16 protein-coding genes are annotated in these 17,787 nt (G+C 71.7%); 9 read left to right on the top strand and 7 right to left on the bottom strand.

Annotated elements, in window-relative coordinates; genetic code table 11:
• Positions 1 to 57: 57 nt before the first annotated feature.
• On the top strand, positions 58 to 1,371 hold the full coding sequence (locus ACH4YP_RS17775) for an MFS transporter (RefSeq protein ID WP_398491114.1): 1,314 nt from the start codon (positions 58 to 60) through the stop codon (positions 1,369 to 1,371).
• 25 nt (positions 1,372 to 1,396) lie between these two features.
• Here the strand turns inward: ACH4YP_RS17775 and ACH4YP_RS17770 are convergent, their stop codons facing one another.
• The 4 genes from ACH4YP_RS17770 to ACH4YP_RS17755 all read right to left on the bottom strand — a co-directional run bounded on the left by ACH4YP_RS17770 (position 1,397) and on the right by ACH4YP_RS17755 (position 7,021).
• Positions 1,397 to 2,020 (bottom strand): flavin reductase family protein, encoded by a 624-nt coding sequence (locus ACH4YP_RS17770; protein ID WP_361050915.1) that lies wholly within the window; start codon positions 2,018 to 2,020, stop codon positions 1,397 to 1,399.
• A 99-nt stretch (positions 2,021 to 2,119) separates the two neighbouring features.
• Positions 2,120 to 2,899 carry an enoyl-CoA hydratase/isomerase family protein gene (locus ACH4YP_RS17765; protein WP_398491113.1) on the bottom strand — a complete coding sequence of 260 codons (780 nt, stop codon included), beginning with the start codon at positions 2,897 to 2,899 and terminating at the stop codon, positions 2,120 to 2,122.
• Between the two features lie 295 nt (positions 2,900 to 3,194).
• Entirely contained in the window at positions 3,195 to 5,420 is a 2,226-nt protein-coding gene (locus ACH4YP_RS17760; protein ID WP_398491112.1) for an acetate--CoA ligase family protein, read from the bottom strand.
• A 395-nt stretch (positions 5,421 to 5,815) separates the two neighbouring features.
• A complete protein-coding gene (locus ACH4YP_RS17755) occupies positions 5,816 to 7,021 on the bottom strand; it encodes a flavin-containing monooxygenase (protein ID WP_398491111.1) in 1,206 nt (401 codons plus the stop codon).
• 209 nt (positions 7,022 to 7,230) lie between these two features.
• On the opposite strand from ACH4YP_RS17755, the gene ACH4YP_RS17750 reads away from it, so the two are divergent.
• From ACH4YP_RS17750 to ACH4YP_RS17740, 3 genes are read left to right on the top strand one after another with little or no spacing between them, the layout of a single operon-like run.
• The gene (locus ACH4YP_RS17750) at positions 7,231 to 7,680 is read left to right on the top strand and encodes a DoxX family protein (protein ID WP_361050927.1); all 450 of its coding nucleotides are present in this window, start codon (positions 7,231 to 7,233) and stop codon (positions 7,678 to 7,680) included.
• A 46-nt stretch (positions 7,681 to 7,726) separates the two neighbouring features.
• Positions 7,727 to 8,152 carry a Zn-ribbon domain-containing OB-fold protein gene (locus ACH4YP_RS17745; protein WP_398491110.1) on the top strand — a complete coding sequence of 142 codons (426 nt, stop codon included), beginning with the start codon at positions 7,727 to 7,729 and terminating at the stop codon, positions 8,150 to 8,152.
• A 27-nt stretch (positions 8,153 to 8,179) separates the two neighbouring features.
• Positions 8,180 to 8,782, top strand: a complete 603-nt coding sequence (locus ACH4YP_RS17740) for a GNAT family N-acetyltransferase (protein ID WP_398491109.1) — start codon at positions 8,180 to 8,182, stop codon at positions 8,780 to 8,782.
• 39 nt (positions 8,783 to 8,821) lie between these two features.
• On the opposite strand, the gene ACH4YP_RS17735 is transcribed toward ACH4YP_RS17740, so the two are convergent.
• Entirely contained in the window at positions 8,822 to 9,523 is a 702-nt protein-coding gene (locus ACH4YP_RS17735; RefSeq protein WP_361050936.1) for a pyridoxal 5'-phosphate synthase, read from the bottom strand.
• A gap of 244 nt (positions 9,524 to 9,767) precedes the next feature.
• Here ACH4YP_RS17735 and ACH4YP_RS17730 point away from each other — a divergent pair, with 244 nt between their 5' ends.
• Positions 9,768 to 10,364: a GtrA family protein gene (locus ACH4YP_RS17730; protein ID WP_398491108.1), complete on the top strand. Its 597-nt coding sequence runs from the start codon at positions 9,768 to 9,770 to the stop codon at positions 10,362 to 10,364.
• A 70-nt stretch (positions 10,365 to 10,434) separates the two neighbouring features.
• Here ACH4YP_RS17730 and ACH4YP_RS17725 read toward each other — a convergent pair whose 3' ends face one another.
• Complete coding sequence (locus tag ACH4YP_RS17725; RefSeq protein WP_361050941.1) at positions 10,435 to 11,607, bottom strand: thiolase C-terminal domain-containing protein; 1,173 nt, start codon at positions 11,605 to 11,607, stop codon at positions 10,435 to 10,437.
• Between the two features lie 123 nt (positions 11,608 to 11,730).
• Between ACH4YP_RS17725 and ACH4YP_RS17720 the strand changes: the two genes are divergently transcribed.
• Together ACH4YP_RS17720 and ACH4YP_RS17715 are read left to right on the top strand one after the other, a co-directional pair.
• Entirely contained in the window at positions 11,731 to 12,960 is a 1,230-nt protein-coding gene (locus ACH4YP_RS17720; protein WP_361050944.1) for an acyl-CoA dehydrogenase family protein, read from the top strand.
• Positions 12,960 to 13,493: a nitroreductase family deazaflavin-dependent oxidoreductase gene (locus ACH4YP_RS17715; protein ID WP_361050948.1), complete on the top strand. Its 534-nt coding sequence runs from the start codon at positions 12,960 to 12,962 to the stop codon at positions 13,491 to 13,493. Before ACH4YP_RS17720 ends, ACH4YP_RS17715 begins: the two co-directional genes overlap by 1 nt.
• 65 nt (positions 13,494 to 13,558) lie before the next feature.
• Here ACH4YP_RS17715 and ACH4YP_RS17710 read toward each other — a convergent pair whose 3' ends face one another.
• A complete protein-coding gene (locus tag ACH4YP_RS17710) occupies positions 13,559 to 14,206 on the bottom strand; it encodes a TetR family transcriptional regulator (protein ID WP_107015451.1) in 648 nt (215 codons plus the stop codon).
• 148 nt (positions 14,207 to 14,354) lie between these two features.
• Here ACH4YP_RS17710 and ACH4YP_RS17705 point away from each other — a divergent pair, with 148 nt between their 5' ends.
• Together ACH4YP_RS17705 and ACH4YP_RS17700 are read left to right on the top strand one after the other, a co-directional pair.
• The gene (locus ACH4YP_RS17705; RefSeq protein WP_398491107.1) at positions 14,355 to 15,113 is read left to right on the top strand and encodes a VOC family protein; all 759 of its coding nucleotides are present in this window, start codon (positions 14,355 to 14,357) and stop codon (positions 15,111 to 15,113) included.
• Positions 15,114 to 15,402: 289 nt separating this feature from the next.
• The gene (locus tag ACH4YP_RS17700) at positions 15,403 to 17,766 is read left to right on the top strand and encodes a serine/threonine-protein kinase (protein ID WP_361050955.1); all 2,364 of its coding nucleotides are present in this window, start codon (positions 15,403 to 15,405) and stop codon (positions 17,764 to 17,766) included.
• Positions 17,767 to 17,787 lie beyond the last annotated feature (21 nt).

The following is a 17,787-nucleotide window of genomic DNA, read 5'->3' as shown; positions in this document are numbered from 1 at the left end:
TAATGCTGTCCTTCTGGCCACTCGTTCGGAGAGTCCGCAGGCCGGAAGCTCTATGACGTGACACAGACAACCGATGCCGCAGCCACTGAGGCCGCTGCCCTTCAGGACTCCGTGCCCGGCAGGCGTCGTCGGCGGATACACCGGGCCTGGTTCGTCGCCGCGGTGACGTTCGTGACGATCATCGGGGCCGCGGCCTTCCGTTCGCTGCCAGGGCTGCTGATCGACCCGCTGCACGCGGAGTTCCGCTGGTCACGCGGCACGATCGGGCTCGCGGTCTCCGTCAACCTCGCGCTGTACGGGCTCACGGCGCCGTTCGCCGCCGCGCTGATGGACCGGTTCGGCATCCGCCGGGTCGTCGCGATCGCGTTGCTCGTGATCGCGGTCGGATCCGGCGCGACGGTGTGGATGACGACCGCGTGGCAACTGCTGCTGTGCTGGGGCCTGTTGGTCGGGCTCGGATCGGGCTCGATGGCGCTCGCCTTCGCCGCCACCGTCACGAACCGCTGGTTCACCGAGCGGCGCGGCCTGGTCACGGGCATCCTCACCGCGGCCTCCGCCTCCGGTCAGCTGATCTTCCTGCCCGTCCTCTCCTGGATCGTGGAGAAGCACGACTGGCGTCCGGCCGCCGTCACCGTCGCCCTGGCGGCCCTCGCGGTCGTGCCCTTCGTCTGGCTGCTGCTGCGCGACCACCCGGCGGACGTGGGCCTGAAGCCGTACGGGGCAACGGAGTTCGTCGAGAAGCCGCCGCCCGTGCCCGGCGCGGCACGACGTACGGTGAAGGTCCTCTTCTCGGCCGCGCGCACCGGCCCGTTCTGGCTGCTGGCCGGAACCTTCGCGATCTGCGGGGCCTCGACCAACGGCCTGATCCAGACCCACTTCGTGCCCGCCGCCCACGACCACGGCATGCCGATCACGGCAGCCGCCTCGCTCCTCGCGGTCATCGGCGTCTTCGACGTCATCGGCACGATCGCCTCCGGCTGGTTCACGGACCGCTTCGACCCGCGCCGCCTGCTGGCGGTCTACTACGCCCTGCGCGGCATCTCCCTCCTCTTCCTCCCCCTTCTGCTGGCCCCCTCGGTCCACCCGCCGATGATCTTCTTCATCATCTTCTACGGCCTCGACTGGGTCGCCACGGTCCCGCCCACCATCGCCCTGTGCCGGGAGCACTACGGCGACGACAGCGCCATCGTCTTCGGCTGGGTCCTCGCCTCCCACCAGGTCGGCGCCGCCCTCGTCGCCTTCCTCGGCGGTGTCGCGCGCGACACCTTCGGCTCGTACGACGTGATGTGGTACGCCTCGGGCGCGCTGTGCGCGGCGGCGGCGCTGATGGCATTGGTGATCCGGCGACGGCCGGTGGCGGTACTCGCCTGAAGCCGTACGGGACCGCCGCCCGGCCTCAGTCGGTGGTGAGGCGGCCGAACCGGCCGCGATGGAACAGCAGGGGCGTGCCGTCACCGTCCGCCGTGCCCAGGGCGTCCACCCTGCCCACCACGATCAGGTGGTCGCCGCCCGTGTGGACGGCGTGGATCGTGCAGTCGATCCAGGCGGGGGCGCCGACGAGGCGCGGTGACCCCGACACCGGGGCCGGTTCGTGGGCGACCCCCGCGAACTTGTCGGCGCCGCTCACCGCGAAGCCGCGGCACAGGTCGCCCTGGTGGGCGCCCAGGACGTTCACGCAGAAGACGCCCGCGCGGGCGATACGCGGCCAGGTCGTCGACGTACGCGCGACCATGAACGCGATCAGCGGCGGGTCGAGCGACAGAGCCGAGAAGGACTGACAGGCGAAGCCGGCCGGTCCTGCCGACTCTCCCTCACCCGCGGGTGCGGTCACGACCGTCACGCCCGTGGCGAAGTTGCCCAGTACGCGGCGGAATTCGGCCGGGTCGATCGGTGCGCGTTCGTCGTCGCCGACCGCGCGCAGGTCCGGGCGTGGGAGCGGTTCGACCCGGCCCGCGGTGTTCGGGGCTCCGGCCGACCTGAGGTACCGGACGGCCGCTGCGGCCATCCCTGCGTGTCCCATCACGCCTTCCATTGAAGCTGACGGGGTGTCAGATTGGAAGGGGTTCGCACCCCCGGCCCTGCGGTACCCGCACCGGCGGGAGTTGACACGAGCGCGGGCTCAGCGGCCGTGGAACTCCGGCCCCCGGCGCTCCACGAACGACTTCACCCCTTCCCCTGCGTCCGCCGTCGTCATGTTGATCTCCTGTGCGGTGGCCTCGGCGGTGAGGGCGGTCGAGCGGTCGGTGTCCAGGGACGCGTTCACCAGTTGCTTGGTGAGGGCGATCGAGCGGGTGGGGCCGGCGGCGAGGCGTTCGGCCCAGGTGCGGGCCGTCTTCTCCAACTCCTCGTCCGGTACGACCCGGTTGACGAGCCCGAGGCGTTCCGCGTCCGCGGCGGTCAGGGCGTCGCCGAAGAACATCAGCTCCTTCGCCCGCCGGGGCCCGATGAGGCGGGGGAGAAGATAGGCGCCGGCGCCGTCCGGGACGAGGCCGCGGCGTACGAACACCTCGATGAACCTCGCCGATTCGGCGGCGATGACCAGGTCGCAGGCGTACGCGAGATGGGCGCCGATGCCGGCCGCGGTGCCGTTCACCGCGGCGATCACCGGTTTCTCGCAGTCGAGGATCGCGGTGATCAGGCGTTGTGCGCCTTGGCGGATGACCCGGGCGACATCTCCGGCGACGCGGTCGCCTGCCGGCGGGCCGCCGCGGAGGTCCGCGCCCGCACAGAACCCGCGGCCTGTAGCCGTGAGGACCACCGCCCGTACGGACGGGTCACCGGAGGCCTCCTCGAACAACTGGACAAGGCGGTCACGTTGGTCGGGGAGGAGGGCGTTCATGGCTTCGGGGCGGTTGAGGGTGATCCATGAGACGTGGTTGGTGATGGTGTGGAGTATCAAGGGGGTGGTCCGATCCGGGTTGTGGGTCAGTGAGTGCGGATGGGGGGCGTGGCCCCTTTGAACGGTGGTCCCACTCTCCGGCAGCCGCCCTCCGGACGAAGGGGTCGTGTCGGGGTTTCCGATCGCAGCACGACCTCCCGAGGGCACCCTGATGGCCCGGGACGACACAGCTGCGATCGGATGCCCCGTCGCGGCCCCGACCCACGACGAACGGCAGGCGCATCTTTAGGGGCGCGAGGAACCGCGCGACCAGCACCCACCCAACCCGCACCCGACAAACCACCGCAAGTCATCCTCAGCGGCAGACAGCCAACGCGTCCAAGGCGACCGCCCCCTGTCCCCGAGGCAGCACCATCAGCGGATTGATGTCCAACTCGGAAAGCTCCCCGTCCAGTTCGAGCGCCATGCGCTGAACCCGCAGGACGACCTCGACGAGCGCGTCGAGGTCGGCCGGAGGCCGCCCGCGGACACCGTCCAACAACGCCCGCCCGCGCAGCTCGGACAGCATCGACCGCGCCTGGTCCTCGCCGAACGGCGGCACCCGCACAGCGCTGTCACGCAGCACCTCGACGAGCACCCCGCCCAGCCCCACCGTCACCGTCGGCCCGAACAGCTCGTCCTGCGTGACACCCACGACCATCTCGACACCGGGCTCGACCATCTGGCACACCAGCACCCCGTCGAGCGGCACGTCCTCGTACCGCGCGATGTCGGTCAGGTCGCGATACGCGTCGCGGACCTGACTCGCGGAGGTCAACCCGATCTTCACCAGGCCGAGTTCGGTCTTGTGGGCGAGCTGCGCGCCGGAGGCCTTCATCACGACGGGGTAGCCGACGAGCCCGGCCGCCCGGACGGACGCCGCCGCACTGGTCACCAACTGCTCGCGCGGCACGCGAATCCCGTACGCCCGCAGCAACTGCTTCGCCGCGTGCTCGCTCAACTGCTGCCCCGGCCGCATCAACGCCTGCGCCTTGCGGAACGAGGGGGACGACGTACGCGGCGCCTCGTCGAACGGCGAGCGGTAGAGCGAGGAGAACCGAGCGTGCTCCAGATGGGCCCGCACCGCCGTGATGCAGTTCGCGAACGTACGGAAGGTGGCCACGCGGGACGACCCGAGCAGGGTCTCCCGGTACGCGGCCTCCGTGCCGACCGGCGAACCCCACACCACGCACACCAGCTTGTCCGTCTGTTCCGCCGCGTCCACCAGATCCTGCGCCAGTTTGTCGCTCATCGGCGGGAAGGGACCCGTGATGGGACAGATCAGCACCCCCACCGCAGGGTCCGCGAGGATCGCGTCGATGATCTTCCGGCCGCGCCAGTCGCCCACCGGATGCCCGCCGTTGTCGACGGGGTTGGACACGTCCAGGTACTCGGGGATCCACTCGTGCAGCTCGGCCTGCTTGCCGGCCGACAGCGTGGGCAGGGAGAGCCCCGCCTCCGACGCCAGGTCCGAGAAGTGCGCGCCCGTGCCGCCCGAGATCGAGTAGACGACCACGCCGTCGGCGGACGGGGGACGGGCACGCGCCAACAACGCGGCCGTGTCCTGGAGTTCGTCGAGGCCGTCGACGCGGATCACGCCGTACTGCCGCATCGCCGCGTCCACCACCGCGTCGGCGCCGGTCAGTTTGCCGGTGTGCGAGGCGGCCGTACGGGCGCCGGTCTCGGTGCGGCCGACCTTGACCGCCACCACCGGCACCCCACGCCGCGCCGCCCGGTCGGCGGCGAGCAGGAAGGACCGCCCGTCCTTCAGCCCCTCGACGTAACAGGCGATGGCTCCTACCTCGGGCTGCTCGGCGAAGTAGGAGATGAAGTCGGCGCTCTCCAGGTCGGCCTCGTTGCCGGTTGGCGCCCAGTGCGAGAGCCGTACGCCCAGCTCCTGCATCGTGAAGACGGGACGCCCCTGGTGGCCGGACTGGGTGATCAGGGCGATCGCCGGTCCGTCCAGGTCGTCGCGGAACTTCTCGAAGGCGTTGAGGTTGGTGTTCGGGCCGAGCAGCCGCAGCCCGGTACGTTCCACGGCGGCGGCCAGCCTGGCCTGCGCGGCGGCGCCCTCCGCGCCGGTCTCGGCGAACCCTGAGGCGAAGGCGACCGCGAACTTCACCTTGGTCTCGGCGAGTTGCTCGATGACGGGCAGTGGATCGGAGACCAGCAGCACTGCCAGGTCGACCTCTTCGGGCAGCTCCCCGACAGTGGCGACGCAGGGAATGCCGAAGACCGACTCACGTGTCGGATGTACCGGATGCAGCCGCGCGCCGACCCGCTCGGCCCAGGCGAGCAGTTGTCGGGTGATGCCGGTGTTCGGCCGCCCCTCGGTGTCCGAGGCGCCGACCACCGCCACGCGCTCGGGGCGGAAGAAGCGGTCGAGATCGGGTACGCCGGCGTACAGCGGACGGCCGCTGACGTCGAGGTCGTCGGTGGCGGCGGGCCTGCCGTGCACGGCAGGGGCCGGTTGCTCGCCGCAGGCGATGACTCGGGCCCGGCGGGAGTCGGTGGTGAGGGTGCCGTGGGTTGATCCAAGCATCGGTCCGCCCGCTCCTGTGTGGCTGCCAATAACTGACGCAGTGTCAGATTACTGAACTGACGGCTCGTCAGGAACGGGTCTGCACGCAAAGAAGTTGTGGCGAGCACAGGGTTTGTACCCGGTGGAGGGTGTGGGGGAACTCCGTTGGGAGGGTGGGTCTTTGGCGGCGGGGGCTGGTCGCGCGGTTCCTCGCGCCCCTGGAGGGCTGCGCGTTCCCCGCGCCCCTGAAAGACTGCGCAGTTCCCCGCGCCCCTAAAAGATTGCGCAGTTCCCCGCGCCCCCGAAAATCTGCGCAGCTCCCGCGCCCCCAAAGGATTGCGCCGTTCCCCGCGTCCCCAAAAAAAGACCGCGCCGTTCCCCGCGCCCCTGGAAGGGCGCGGGCTCGGGCTCGGGGCTCAGCCCGTGATGCGGGACGGGAGTCGTCGGTCCTTGTCCCGGGTGATCGCTCTCGCGATCTTCTCGGCGTCGAGGGCGAGTTCGCGGAACATGCCGCTGATGGGGTTGGTGAAGCCGGTGAAGTAGAGGCCGGGGGCGTTTTTGGGAGTGTGCGGGCCGTGGACCACCGGGCGGCCCCGGCCGTCCAGGACGCCGAGGTGGCCGACCATACCCTCCAGGGAACGCCGGTAGCCGGTCGCGGCGATCACGGCGTCCGGGGCGACGCGGTCGCCGCCCGCGAGGACGACCTTGCCGTCCTCGAAGCCGTCGACCGCGGGCACGACCTCGACGCGGCCCTTGCGGACGGCGTCGATCAGGCCGACGTCCTGCACGGGGATGGCGCCCTCGTTCACGCGGGAGTACAGGCCGGTGTCCGGCCGCGGCAGCCCCTGCGCCGACAGGTCGGGCACGCTGACCTTGGCCAGCGGCCCGGCCATCCGGTCCACCAGGCCGACCGGCAGCCGCCGGCAGAGGACCCCGGTGAACTGGGCCGCCCACCCGGCCGTCGACCGCCGCACGATGTGCGGCGCGGTCCGCACCGAGAGCCGTACGCGCGAGGCGCCGCCCTCGACGAGGTCGACGGCGATCTCGGCACCGGTGTTGCCGACCCCGACGACGAGGACGTCGCGTCCGGCGTAGGGGGCGGGGTTGCGGTACTCGCCGGCGTGCAGGAGTTCGCCCTTGAACGCGTCGCGGCCGGGCCAGTCCGGCACGTGCGGTGTGTGGTTGTAGCCGGTCGCGACGACGACCGCGCTGCCGGTCAGCTCGCGCCCGCCGGTGGCGTGCAGCAGCCAGCCGCTGCCGTCGGCGGAGGGCTCCACGCGGGAGACCTCGACACCCGTGACGATCTCCAGCTCGTGGTACTCGGCGTACTTCTCCAGGTACCGCACCACGTTGTCGCGCGACACCCACCGCCCGAACGAGCGCGGCATCGGCAGGCCCGGCAGCCCGGACAGCCGCCGCGTGGTGTGCAGATGGAGCCGGTCGTAGTGCCGTCGCCAGGACGCCCCGACGCGCTCGGACTTTTCGAGCACGACGGCGCGCACGCCCTGCGCGCGCAGCGCGTGCGCCGCCGCGAGACCGCCCGGGCCGCCGCCGATGACGTACACGGGGCGGTCGGAGAGGGGCTGTGCCGCGGGGTCCCCGGGCGCTGTGGAGTCGGCCATGTGCCTGAGCGTATGCACGTAGTCACTTGATGGGTCTCGGTCAAGCTCGGAATTGGTTGCGGATTGATCACGGCTGTAGGAGGCGTGCGTGGGGCTCGTGACGTAGGGCGTCTGGTTGTGGGGGCTTGGTGAGGCGCGGCTCTTGCGCGTACGCCGTCCGTACGCTGAACTGACGTACCGTCAGATCCCGTTCGGCGGCAGGGGAGTTCATGGACACGATCTGGCTCACCGGGGCGGAATGGGTCGCCGTGCTCCGTATCGGCCTCGGGCTGTGGTGGCTGGAGAGCTGGCGGCACAAGGACAAAAAGGGCTGGTTCGAGCGCGGGACCGGGATCGCGTGGGCGTCGGACGTCGCGGCCAAGCACCGGTGGAACGCGGTGCGCAGTGGCTTCGACACGGTGGTCGCGCCACGGCCGCGCACGATGGCGTACGTCGTCGTGTACGCGGAACTCGCCCTCGGGCTCGGTCTCGTCGTGGGCTTCCTGACCCCGATCGCCCTGGTCGGCGGACTGCTCCTCAACCTCCTCTACCTCGTACTGATGATCCACGACTGGGCCGAGCAGGGGCAGAACGCGATGATGGCGCTGATCTCCCTGGTTGCCCTCTTCGGGATGTCCTGGCAGACGTGGTCGCTGGACAGCGTGGTGGGCTTCTTCTGATGGCCGGGGTTCTGGGGACCGGGTTTCTTCTGGTGGGGGTGCTGTCGTGAGCGGGGCGCGGTTCGATCTGCCGGAGGTCGACGCCTTCACGCGGCCGTACTGGGACGCGGCCGCCGAGGGGCGACTGCTCCTGCGCCGGTGCGGGGCGTGCGGGCGCGTCCACCACTACCCCCGCGAGTTCTGCCCGCGCTGCTGGAGCGAGGACGTCACCTGGGAACCGGCGAGCGGTCGCGCCACGCTCTACACCTGGTCCGTCGTCCACCGCAACGACCTGCCGCCCTTCGGCTCCCGCACGCCGTACGTCGCCGCCGTCGTCGATCTCGCGGAGGGTCCGCGGATGATGACTGAGGTGGTGGGGTGCGGGGAGGAGTCACTGCGGGTGGGGATGGCGCTGGAGGTGGCCTTCCGCGCGGAGGAGGCCGAGGGCGCGGTCAGGGTGGTGGTTCCGGTGTTCCGGCCCGCTTCCGCCTAGCTCGGGCGTCCGTTGTTGAATGGACAGATGACCGACTTGTACGAGTCCCACGGTGCCCGTCCCTTTCCCGAACTCCACGGTCACGGTCTGCGGCTGCGGCCGTGGGACGCGGAGGCCGACCCGGATGTCGAGGCATGGCTGCGGGGGTGCTCCGACCCCGAGTTCAAGCGGTGGAACACCCCGCTCAGGTCGATCGAGGACATGGACGGGGCGCGGGAGTCGCTGCGGGCCCGGGCCAAGGCGGCGGTGGAGGGTGTCGGGGCCTCCTTCCGTGTCACCGACGCGGAGAGCGGGGCGACGCTCGGGCACATCGGGGTCAACGACATCGACCACGTCATACGCGTCGCGCGGGTCGGCTACTGGGTGCTGCCGGAAGCGCGGGGGCGGCAGGTCGCGACGCGTTCGCTGGCGCTGGCCGGGCGGTGGGCGTTCGAGGCGCTCGGGCTGCATCGGCTGGAGCTGGGGCACGCGCTCGGGCACGACGCGTCGTGCCGGGTCGCCGAGCGGTGTGGGTTTCTGTACGAGGGGACGTTGCGGGGGGCGATGTTCGAGGCGGGGCGGCAGGACGCGTTCCGGGATGTGCATCTGCACGCACGGCTCGCCACGGACGGAGAGCCTGTCGACTCGTGACGCCTCGGGTGGGGGCTCCGGCTGTACACGTCGTGGGGCCTAGGGCCACAGCAGTTCGCTGCGCCAAGTGGGTGTGGACTCGGTGCGGCGGTAGGTGAGGCGTACGTGGCGGCGCCGGGGGTCGCCCTGGAAGAACTCCACCTCGTCGGGGGTGAGGACGTACACCGTCCATGAGGGGGCGGGGGCGTCCGGTTCCCGCTGGGCGCGTTGCCAGGCTGCCTCCGAGGCGCGGACCAACTCCTCGTAGGAGCCGAGGACTTCGCTCTGGCGGCCCACCAGCGCGGAGGCGAGGGCGCCGGTCGAGCGGGCGTGCAGGTCGGCGTGGGCGACCTCGGGCGGGGCGACCGTCACCCGGCCGCGCACCCGGATCTGCCGGCCCTGCACGGGCCAGTAGAAGCCGAGCGCCGCGTACGGCCGGGCCGCCAGCTGCCGTCCCTTCCGGCTGCCCGCGTGCGACGCGAAGTGCCAGCCCTCCTCGTCGGCGCCGTGCAGCATCACGGTCCGTACGTCGGGCCGGCCCTCCTCGTCCGCCGTGGCCAGGGACATCGTGTGCGGCTCGGACTGCCCTGCCCCCACCGCCTCCGCGAACCACCGCTCGAACAGCGGCAACGGCTCCGCCGGGGCGGTGTCCGGGGCGAAGCTGGGCAGCTCGGTGTCCCAGACCCGCTGGGCCCTCAGCAGCCGTACGAACTCGGAGGGCGGGGAGGAGGAAGAAGACGAGGAGGCGGACTCTGTGCTCATGGGGTGATTGTCGCGCCTGCCTCCGGCTCGGACCGTACCGAGATCCCAGTTCCGCGGGCCGGAAACGTGGTGCCGCGCGGAGGACGTTCACGGCCGCTCGGCGGGCGTACCCCCCTTCCATGGTGGAGCCAGCACCACCATGGGTTCGGGTGCGGGCTGTCTCGTTGGGGCGGGCGGGCGACGGCATTGTTGAACCCAGTTGATCGCAGGGGTTCACGGCCCCGCCGCCCGGAAGGAACACCCCATGGAGTCGCAGCTCGCGCAGCAGGCGAAGACGGTGGGCGAGGCTGCTCCCGGGCCGTTCGCCTCCTTCGTCCGGTTCGTGGTGTGCGGCGGCGGGATCGGGGTCCTCTCCAGCGGTGCGGTGGCGCTGCTGGCCGACTCGATGCCCTGGGTGGTGGCGAACGCGGTCATCACCGTCGCGTCGACCGTCCTCTGCACGGAGCTGCACGCGCTCTTCACCTTCGGGACCGGTCAGCGGGCGGGCTGGCGCCGGCACTGGCAGTCCGCCGGGTCGGCGACGGCGGCGTACGCGGTGACCTCCCTCGCGATGCTGGTCCTGCACCTCGTGCAGTCGTCGCCCGGGATGCCGACCGAGCAGGCCGTCTACCTCAGCGCCTCCGGGCTCGCCGGGACAGCACGCTTCCTGGTGCTGCGGCTGTTCGTCTTCGCGGGTGCCCGGACCCAGGGGCAGGAGCAGGCACGGGACCAGGGTCTGGAGCAGGTCCGGGACCGGACCTTCGCCCGCAAGGCCGCCGTGGCCCGGCGCCGGGTGGTCTCCGTGCCGACACGCCTGCCGAACCGTGTCCTCAGTCCCGCGGCGCTCGCGGTCGGATCATGAGCTTCGAATCAATGGGCTTCGGATCATGAACTCGGATCGCGAGCCGAGGGCTTCGCCGATCAGTTTCGGGCTAGGACGGTGACCGCCCCAGCACCACCGTCCCCGACGAGCAGAACCAGCCGCCCGTTCCCGAGGCCACCGCCAGTTCCGGCAGGTGGCCGTCGGGGCGGTGGACCTGGCGGTCGCCCGCCTCGCCGCGGAGTTGGCGGACCGCCTCCACGAGGAGGAACAGGCCCCGCATGCCGGGGTGTTGGGCCGACAGGCCACCCCCGTCCGTGTTGACAGGGAAGTCGCCGCCGTCGACCTTCAGGCGGCCCTTCGCGACGAACTCGCCCCCCTCGCCCTTCGCACAGAAGCCGAGGTCCTCCAGCGTCACCAGGGTCATGTAGGTGAAGGCGTCGTAGATCTCGGCGAAGTCGACGTCCTGCGGACCGACTCCCGCCCGCCGGAAGGCGGTTCGCCCGCTCACCGCCGCCGGTGACACCGTGAAGTCGGGCCACTCCGACATCGTCGTGTGGGAGACGTGCTCCCCGGTGCCGAGGACCCAGACGGGAGCCGTACGGCAGTCCTGAACGTACTCCTCGGCCGCCAGCAGGACCGCCGCCCCGCCGTCGGAGCGTATGCAGCAGTGCAGTTTGGTGAAGGGGTCCGCGATCATCGGGCCCGACAGGACGTCGTCGACCGTGATCGGGTCGCGGAACATCGCGTCCGGATTCAGCGCGGCGTTGGCCCGCGCCTGCACCGCCACCGACGCCAACTGCTCCAGAGTCGTGCCGTGTTCGTGCATGTGGCGGCGCGCGGCCATCGCGTACTTGGCGATCAGCGTGTGCCCGTACGGGACTTCGAACTGCAGGGGGCCACGGGCGCCGAACGACAGGTTGCCCGTGCGGCGGCCCGCCTTGATGTCCGCGCGGGCGGTGGACCCGTACACCAACAGAACCGCGTTGGCGTGCCCGGCGGCGATCGCGTCCGCCGCGTGGGCCGCCATGACCTCCCAGGTGGAGCCGCCGACGGAGGTGGAGTCGACCCAGGTGGGCCGCAGGCCCAGATACTCGGCCACCTCGACCGGTGCCAGCGTGCCGAGGCCCGCCGAGGCGAAGCCGTCGATCACCGAGCGGTCCAGGCCCGAGTCGGCCAGGGCCCGGCGGGCGGCCTGGGCGTGGAGCGCGTACGGCGTCGCCTCGTCCACCCGGCCGCAGTCGGAGAGGGACACGCCGACGACCGCCACCTTCCGCTGAGTCATGAATCTGACGGTACATCAGATTCGATGGACTTCGGCAGGGTGCGCAGGGCGTCGCACCTCTGTGCATCTGGCCGCCGCCGCTCTAACATGACGCGCCGTCAGATGCGAAGGAGTGTGCTGCCCATGGACGCCACCTTCACCGCGGAGCAGGAAGAGATCCGCCGCACCCTCCGTGAGCTCCTCCTCAAACGCTGTGGCCCCGAGGAGGTCAGGACCGCCGTGCAGACCGAAGGCGGGTACGACCCCGCGCTCTGGGAGACCCTGGCGCGGCAACTCGGGCTGCCCGGGCTCGCGTTTCCCGAGGCGTACGGAGGAGTCGGCTGCACCGTCACCGAACTCGCCCTGGCCAGTGAGGAGTTGGGGCGGAGTCTCGCCCCCTCACCGCTTCTCGCCACGGCCGTGCTCGGTGTGCCTCTGCTGCTGGCCCTGGGGAGCGAGGGGCAGCGGGCCGCCCTGCTGCCCCGTATCGCCTCCGGCGAACTCACCGCCGCGCTCGCGGTGTCGGGCCCGAGCCTGACCACCGCCCTCGGGCTGACCGGCGACAACCGCGGTGACTGGGCGGGCGGCGGACGCGCGGGAGGCGTACAGGCGCGGCGGACCGACAGCGGGTGGCGGCTGTACGGGCAGGCCGACCAGGTGCTCGACGGGCACAGCGCGGGCCTGCTGATCGTGGCCGCGCACGCCGGTGGCTTCGCCCGCTCCCGGACTCTTCTCTTTCTTGTACGGGACCCGCTCGTCGGGGACTCTCTCGGCCGGGACGGTTCCGGGAGCGCCGGGGTGACCCGCGTACGGCTGACCTCCCTCGACGAGACGCGGTCGCAGGCCCGGATCCAACTGCGGGACGTGGAAGCCGAGTTGCTCGGCGAGGAGGGCGAGTCCGCCGATGTGACCGGGGCGCTCGCCGCCGTCGGTGACTCGGCCGCCGCGGTCCTCGCCGCGGAGGCCGTCGGCGCCGCCGACCGCGTACTGGAGCGGACCGTCGAATACGTCAAGCAGCGCGAGCAGTTCGGGCGCGCGATCGGGTCCTTCCAGGCCGTGAAGCACCGGCTCGCCGACCTGTACGTACAGGTGCAGGCGGCGCGCTCGGCGGCGTACTACGCGGCCTGGGCGACGGGCGCCGGGGAGGAACGCGTGGGCGGGCTCGCGCTGGCCCAGGCGCTGGAGGCGCTGCGGATCACCGCGTCCGAGGCCGTGCAGCTGCACGGCGGCATCGGGTTCACCTGGGAGCACGAGGCGCATCTGTACTTCAAGCGGGCGGCCGGCGACGAGCTGCTCTTCGGGCCGGTGCACCGGCTGCGGGGGCACGCGGCGGACGCGGCCCGGCTGTTCGGCGGCGGAGAGGTGGCGGTCTGATGGGCGCCGGAGTCAGGATCGTGCAGAAGGTGTCCTCGGCACCCGCGTTCGCGAAGATCGCACCCCATCTCATCCCCGCGCTCGACCGGGCCGTACACCGGCTCACCCGCGGAAAGGTCCTGCTCAGCGCCCAGATGCTGCCCGGTGTCATCCTCACCGCGCGCGGTGCGAAGAGCGGACTGCCCAGGCGTACGCCGCTGGCCTGCATGCCGGAGGGCGGGAAGGGCAAGGAGGGTGCGAGCTGGATCCTCATCGGGTCCAACTTCGGGCGTACGGACCATCCGGCCTGGACCGCCAACCTCCTTGCCCATCCCGAGGCCGAGGTCAGCTGGAAGGGCAGGGACATCCCGGTCACCGCTCATCTTCTGCGGGGCGAGGAGCGGGACACGGTCTGGAAGGCGCTGCTGGAGTTCTGGCCGCCGTACGCGACGTACCAGGCGCGTATCGACCGGGAGATCCGGCTGTTCCGGATCGTCCGGCGGGACGGGGCCGGGAGTTCCCGGAACGCGACAGGCGGCAGCCCACCTGAGTGAACTGCCGCCTGCGTGACAGGACTTGTGCCTGGAAGACCCGGCGTCCGGCGCGGGGGTGCGGCGGACTACTTGGTCGGCTTCTTGCCGGTCACACCCAGATGCACCAACAGGGCGAGGTTCGGCTTCAGTTCGGCCTGCTTCACACCCCAGGTCTGGAAGCCCTTCTGGTGCGAGGCCACCGCCGCGAGCATCGCGACGAGGGAACCCGCCATCGCGGCCGGGCTGACGTCCTTGTCGACCTTGCCCTTCGCCTGAAGCTCCTTGACCGTGTCCGTGAGGGAGTTGTTCACGGAGTTCAGGATCTTCATGCGGATCTTGTAGAAGCGTTTGTCGCCCTCGGCGGCGCCCAGGTCGACGACTCGGAGGATGGCGTCGTTTTTGCGCCAGAACTCCAGGAACCCGTCCACGAGTTCCTGGGCGGTCTGCCAGCCGGCCTTGCCGACCCAGGAGCGTCCTTCGAGGAGTTCGGTCAACCCGGCGCCCTCCGCCGCCATTTGCTCTGCAATCTCCAGGACGGCGCCCTCGACGTCCGGGAAGTACTGATAGAAGGTCGCCGGTGAAGTGCCCGCCTTCCGCGCGACGTCGATGACTTTGACGTCGCGGTAGGGCGAGGAGCTGAGCATCTCGCTGAGGCAGTCGAGCAGCTTCTGCCGCGTCGCCTGCCCGCGTCGACCGGCCACACGGCCGTCGACGGTACGCACTTGTCCTGTCATGCCGTCAGCTTACCGAGGGGTGATCGGAGCGCGATTCGGCCGACTGCAAATGGGGTGCGCGGGCTCTCGGAGAGGGCGTGGAGGGCGGGCGCGGTGGGCGGGCGCCGCCCGCTCTGCGGGATGAGCGGAAGGCCGTTACTTTGGCCGCATGGCTGGATCTGAAGGCTCTGCCGCTTTCGCCGAGGGCGTCCCCTGCTGGATCGACGCCCAGCTTCCGGACGTCGAGGCGGGCAAGCGCTTCTACGGCGAGCTGTTCGGGTGGACCTTCGAGCCCTTCGGCAGGACGGAGGAGCCGACGGGCCCCGGCCCGTACGCGGGCTCCGTGCGGGCGCACCTCGACGGCGAGCCCGTGGCGGCCCTCGTACCGAAGAGGGATGGCCGGATGCCCACCGTGTGGACGGTGTACTTCGCCACCCCGGACGCCGATGACCTGGCCGATCGGATCCGGGAGGCGGGCGGCCAGGTGATCACGGCGCCGGTGCCGGTGGGCCCGTACGGCACGATGGCGCTCGCCGCCGACCCCGAGAGCGCGGTCTTCGGGCTCTGGGAGGGCGGCACGCACCCCGGCTTCGGCAAGCGGCACGGGCCCGGCTCCTTCAGCTGGGTCGAGCTGTACGCCCGGGACACGGCCGTCGCCGACTCCTTCTACGCCGGTCTCTTCCACGACGCCCTCTTCGGCCCCGGCACCACCCGCGACTTCGGCCGGGTCCTCGTCACCGAGGCCTTCCCGGCCGAGATGCCGCCCCATTTCCTCGTCCACTTCGGGGTGGACGACTGCGAGGCCCTGCTCGGGACGGTCGTGCGGCTCGGCGGACGGGTCCAGGCGCCGCCTTTCGACACCTCGTACGGGCGCGTGGCCGTCGTCACGGACAGCCAGGGGGCGTCCTTTGCCTTGCTGCAAACTTGAAATTCGCGGTGCTTCAGTACTGAAGGGCGTACGAACGGTGTGCGCAAAGCTGCGAAAGGCGTCGAAAAACACCGGGCGACGTTGAAAAGCAAGGCGAGCACGGGCCTTTTGTCATAGGACGCGCTAAGACATCCCGATTCGGGCCCGGGTTCGCAACCGGAGCCGCGGCCAGGAAGAATCGGGGTGCGTGCCGCCGGAGCGGTTCGGTGGTGAGACGCTGCGCAGTGGCCGAAGCTGCGGCTGGAGCGGTGGCTGGAAGCGCAGCCGCGTACGGGGAGGTGGCAGGCAAGTGGTGGATCAGCTGACACAGCACGATCCGCGGCGGATCGGGCCGTTCGAGGTGCTGGGACGGCTGGGAGCCGGCGGCATGGGGCTGGTCTATCTCGCGCGCTCGGCCTCGGGCCGGCGGGTGGCGATCAAGACGGTCAGGACGGAGCTCGCCGAGGACCAGCTGTTCCGGGTCCGCTTCTCGCGCGAGGTGGAGGCGGCCCGCGCCGTCTCCGGCTTCTACACGGCCGCCGTGGTCGACGCCGACGCGCGCGCCGCCGTGCCCTGGCTGGCCACCGCCTACGTGCCCGCACCCTCCCTCGAAGAGATAGTGACCGAGTGCGGGCCGATGCCCGCCCAGGCGGTCCGCTGGCTCGCGGCGGGTGTCGCCGAGGCCCTGCAGTCCATCCACGGGGCCGGTCTCGTCCACCGCGACCTGAAACCGTCGAACGTCCTCGTGGTGGAGGACGGGCCGCGCGTCATCGACTTCGGTATCGCCTCCGGGGTGTCGAACACACGTCTGACGATGACCAACGTCGCCGTCGGCACCCCCGCCTACATGTCGCCCGAGCAGGCGAAGGACTCCCGCAGCGTGACCGGCGCGAGCGACGTCTTCTCGCTCGGCTCGATGCTCGTCTTCGCCGCCACCGGCCACGCGCCCTTCCACGGCGCGAACCCCGTCGAGACCGTCTTCATGCTGCTGCGCGAGGGCCCGGACCTCGAAGGACTCCCGGACGAGCTGCGTCCGCTGATCGAGTCCTGTATGCAGATGGAGGCCACGGCCCGCCCCAACCCGGCCGACCTCCAGGCCCAGCTCGCACCCCACCTCTTCGGCTCCGGCTCCGACGACAGCGGTACCGCGTCCGCGTGGCTGCCCGAGCGGGCCGTCGGCCTCATCGAGCAGCGCCGCGGCGGCCGCCCGGCGGCCAAGCCGTCCTCCGGCCGCAGCGGCGGCCGTGGCGCCCCCGTGGTGCCGCCCCCGCCGCCCCACGACCCGCCTCCGGTCCCGGTCGGGGCCGGCACCGGCAGGCACGGCGGAGCGCCCGACACCGGGCCCGTACGCCTCGCGGGCGGCCAGGTGCCCATCGGCCCCGGCCCGCGCGTCGCCGACGCCCGCGCCGCCGCCGTGAAGGCACCTCCTCCCGAGGCCGGCCTCGCCGCCTCCTGGTCCCGGCCGCGCCCCGGCGTGAACGGCGCCGACCTCCCCGGCGCCGGACCCGTCCCGGTACCCGCACCGGCCCCCGGCCCCGACTCCGCCACCGCCTGGCGGCCGTGGCGCTTCCGCATGTCGAACGACGTGTGGGGCACCCCCGCCGTCGCCGGCGACCTCGTCTACGTCACGTCCTTCGAGGTGCACGCCCTGGACGTGGCCACCGGCCGGCGCCGCTTCAAGACCCGGGACGTCGCCTGGTCCATGGCGGTCGCGGGCGGCCGCGTCCACGCCTCCGACGGCCCCACCCTCTTCGCCCTGGACGCCCGCGAGGGCACCGACCTGTGGCGGCTGCCGACCGACGCCTGGGTGTACTCCCTCAAGGCCGACCGCGGCACCGTCGTCACCGGCACCCGCGGCGGCGGCGTACAGGCCTGGGAGGCCGCCAACGGCCAGAAGCTCTGGGAGATCACCGGCGCCCAGACCGACTTCGAGTCGCCCGAGGCCGGACCCGCCGTCCACGACGGCACGGTCTACGTCTGGAAGGACGCCCGGCTGCGCGCCCTGGAGGCCCGCACCGGCGAGGAGCGCTGGTCGTACCCCATCGGGGACGCGGCGTCCTGCGGCGGCGTGCCCGTCCGCATCACCCAGGCCGACGACGGCTACGTGTACGTGTCCGCCGGCACCCGGGTCCTCGCCATCGACGTCGCCGGCGGCCACGTCCGCTGGCACTTCGAGGCGCCCGCCGTCTTCCTCAGCCCGCCGACCTTCGCGCCCGGGCCCGCCGTCACGGGCGGCGGGATCTACCTCGCCGACTACCTCGGCACGGTGTACGCCCTCGACGCCACGGACGGCCGCGACCGGTGGCGCATCGCCACGGAGGCCCGGTCCTCGCTCGATCCCGTGCTCGTCTCCGCGGGGCACGTCCACGTGGGGTCAGGCAAGGGCCTCTACACCCTCGACGCCGTCACCGGTACGCCCAAGTGGCGCTTCCAGGCGGGCGGCGACGTCGTGGGCGCACCCGCCGTCGCCGACGGCCGGATCCACTTCGGTTCCACCGACCACCTGCTCTACACCCTCAAGGCCGACGACGGCCGCCTGCGCTGGAAGCTCGCGACCGGCGGAGAGATCACCGGGGCGCCCGTCGTGAAGGACGGCGTGGTGTACGCGTGCAGCAAGGACCGGTGCGTGTACGCCCTGGACGCGGAGAAGGGGACGGGGACGGCCCGCGCCTGACAGGCGCGGGCCCAGGTGGCG

Source organism: Streptomyces sp. NPDC020747 (genome assembly GCF_044334695.1).
Classification (GTDB): Bacteria; Actinomycetota; Actinomycetes; order Streptomycetales; family Streptomycetaceae; genus Streptomyces.
This window is presented reverse-complemented; position numbering and strand designations above follow the sequence as displayed.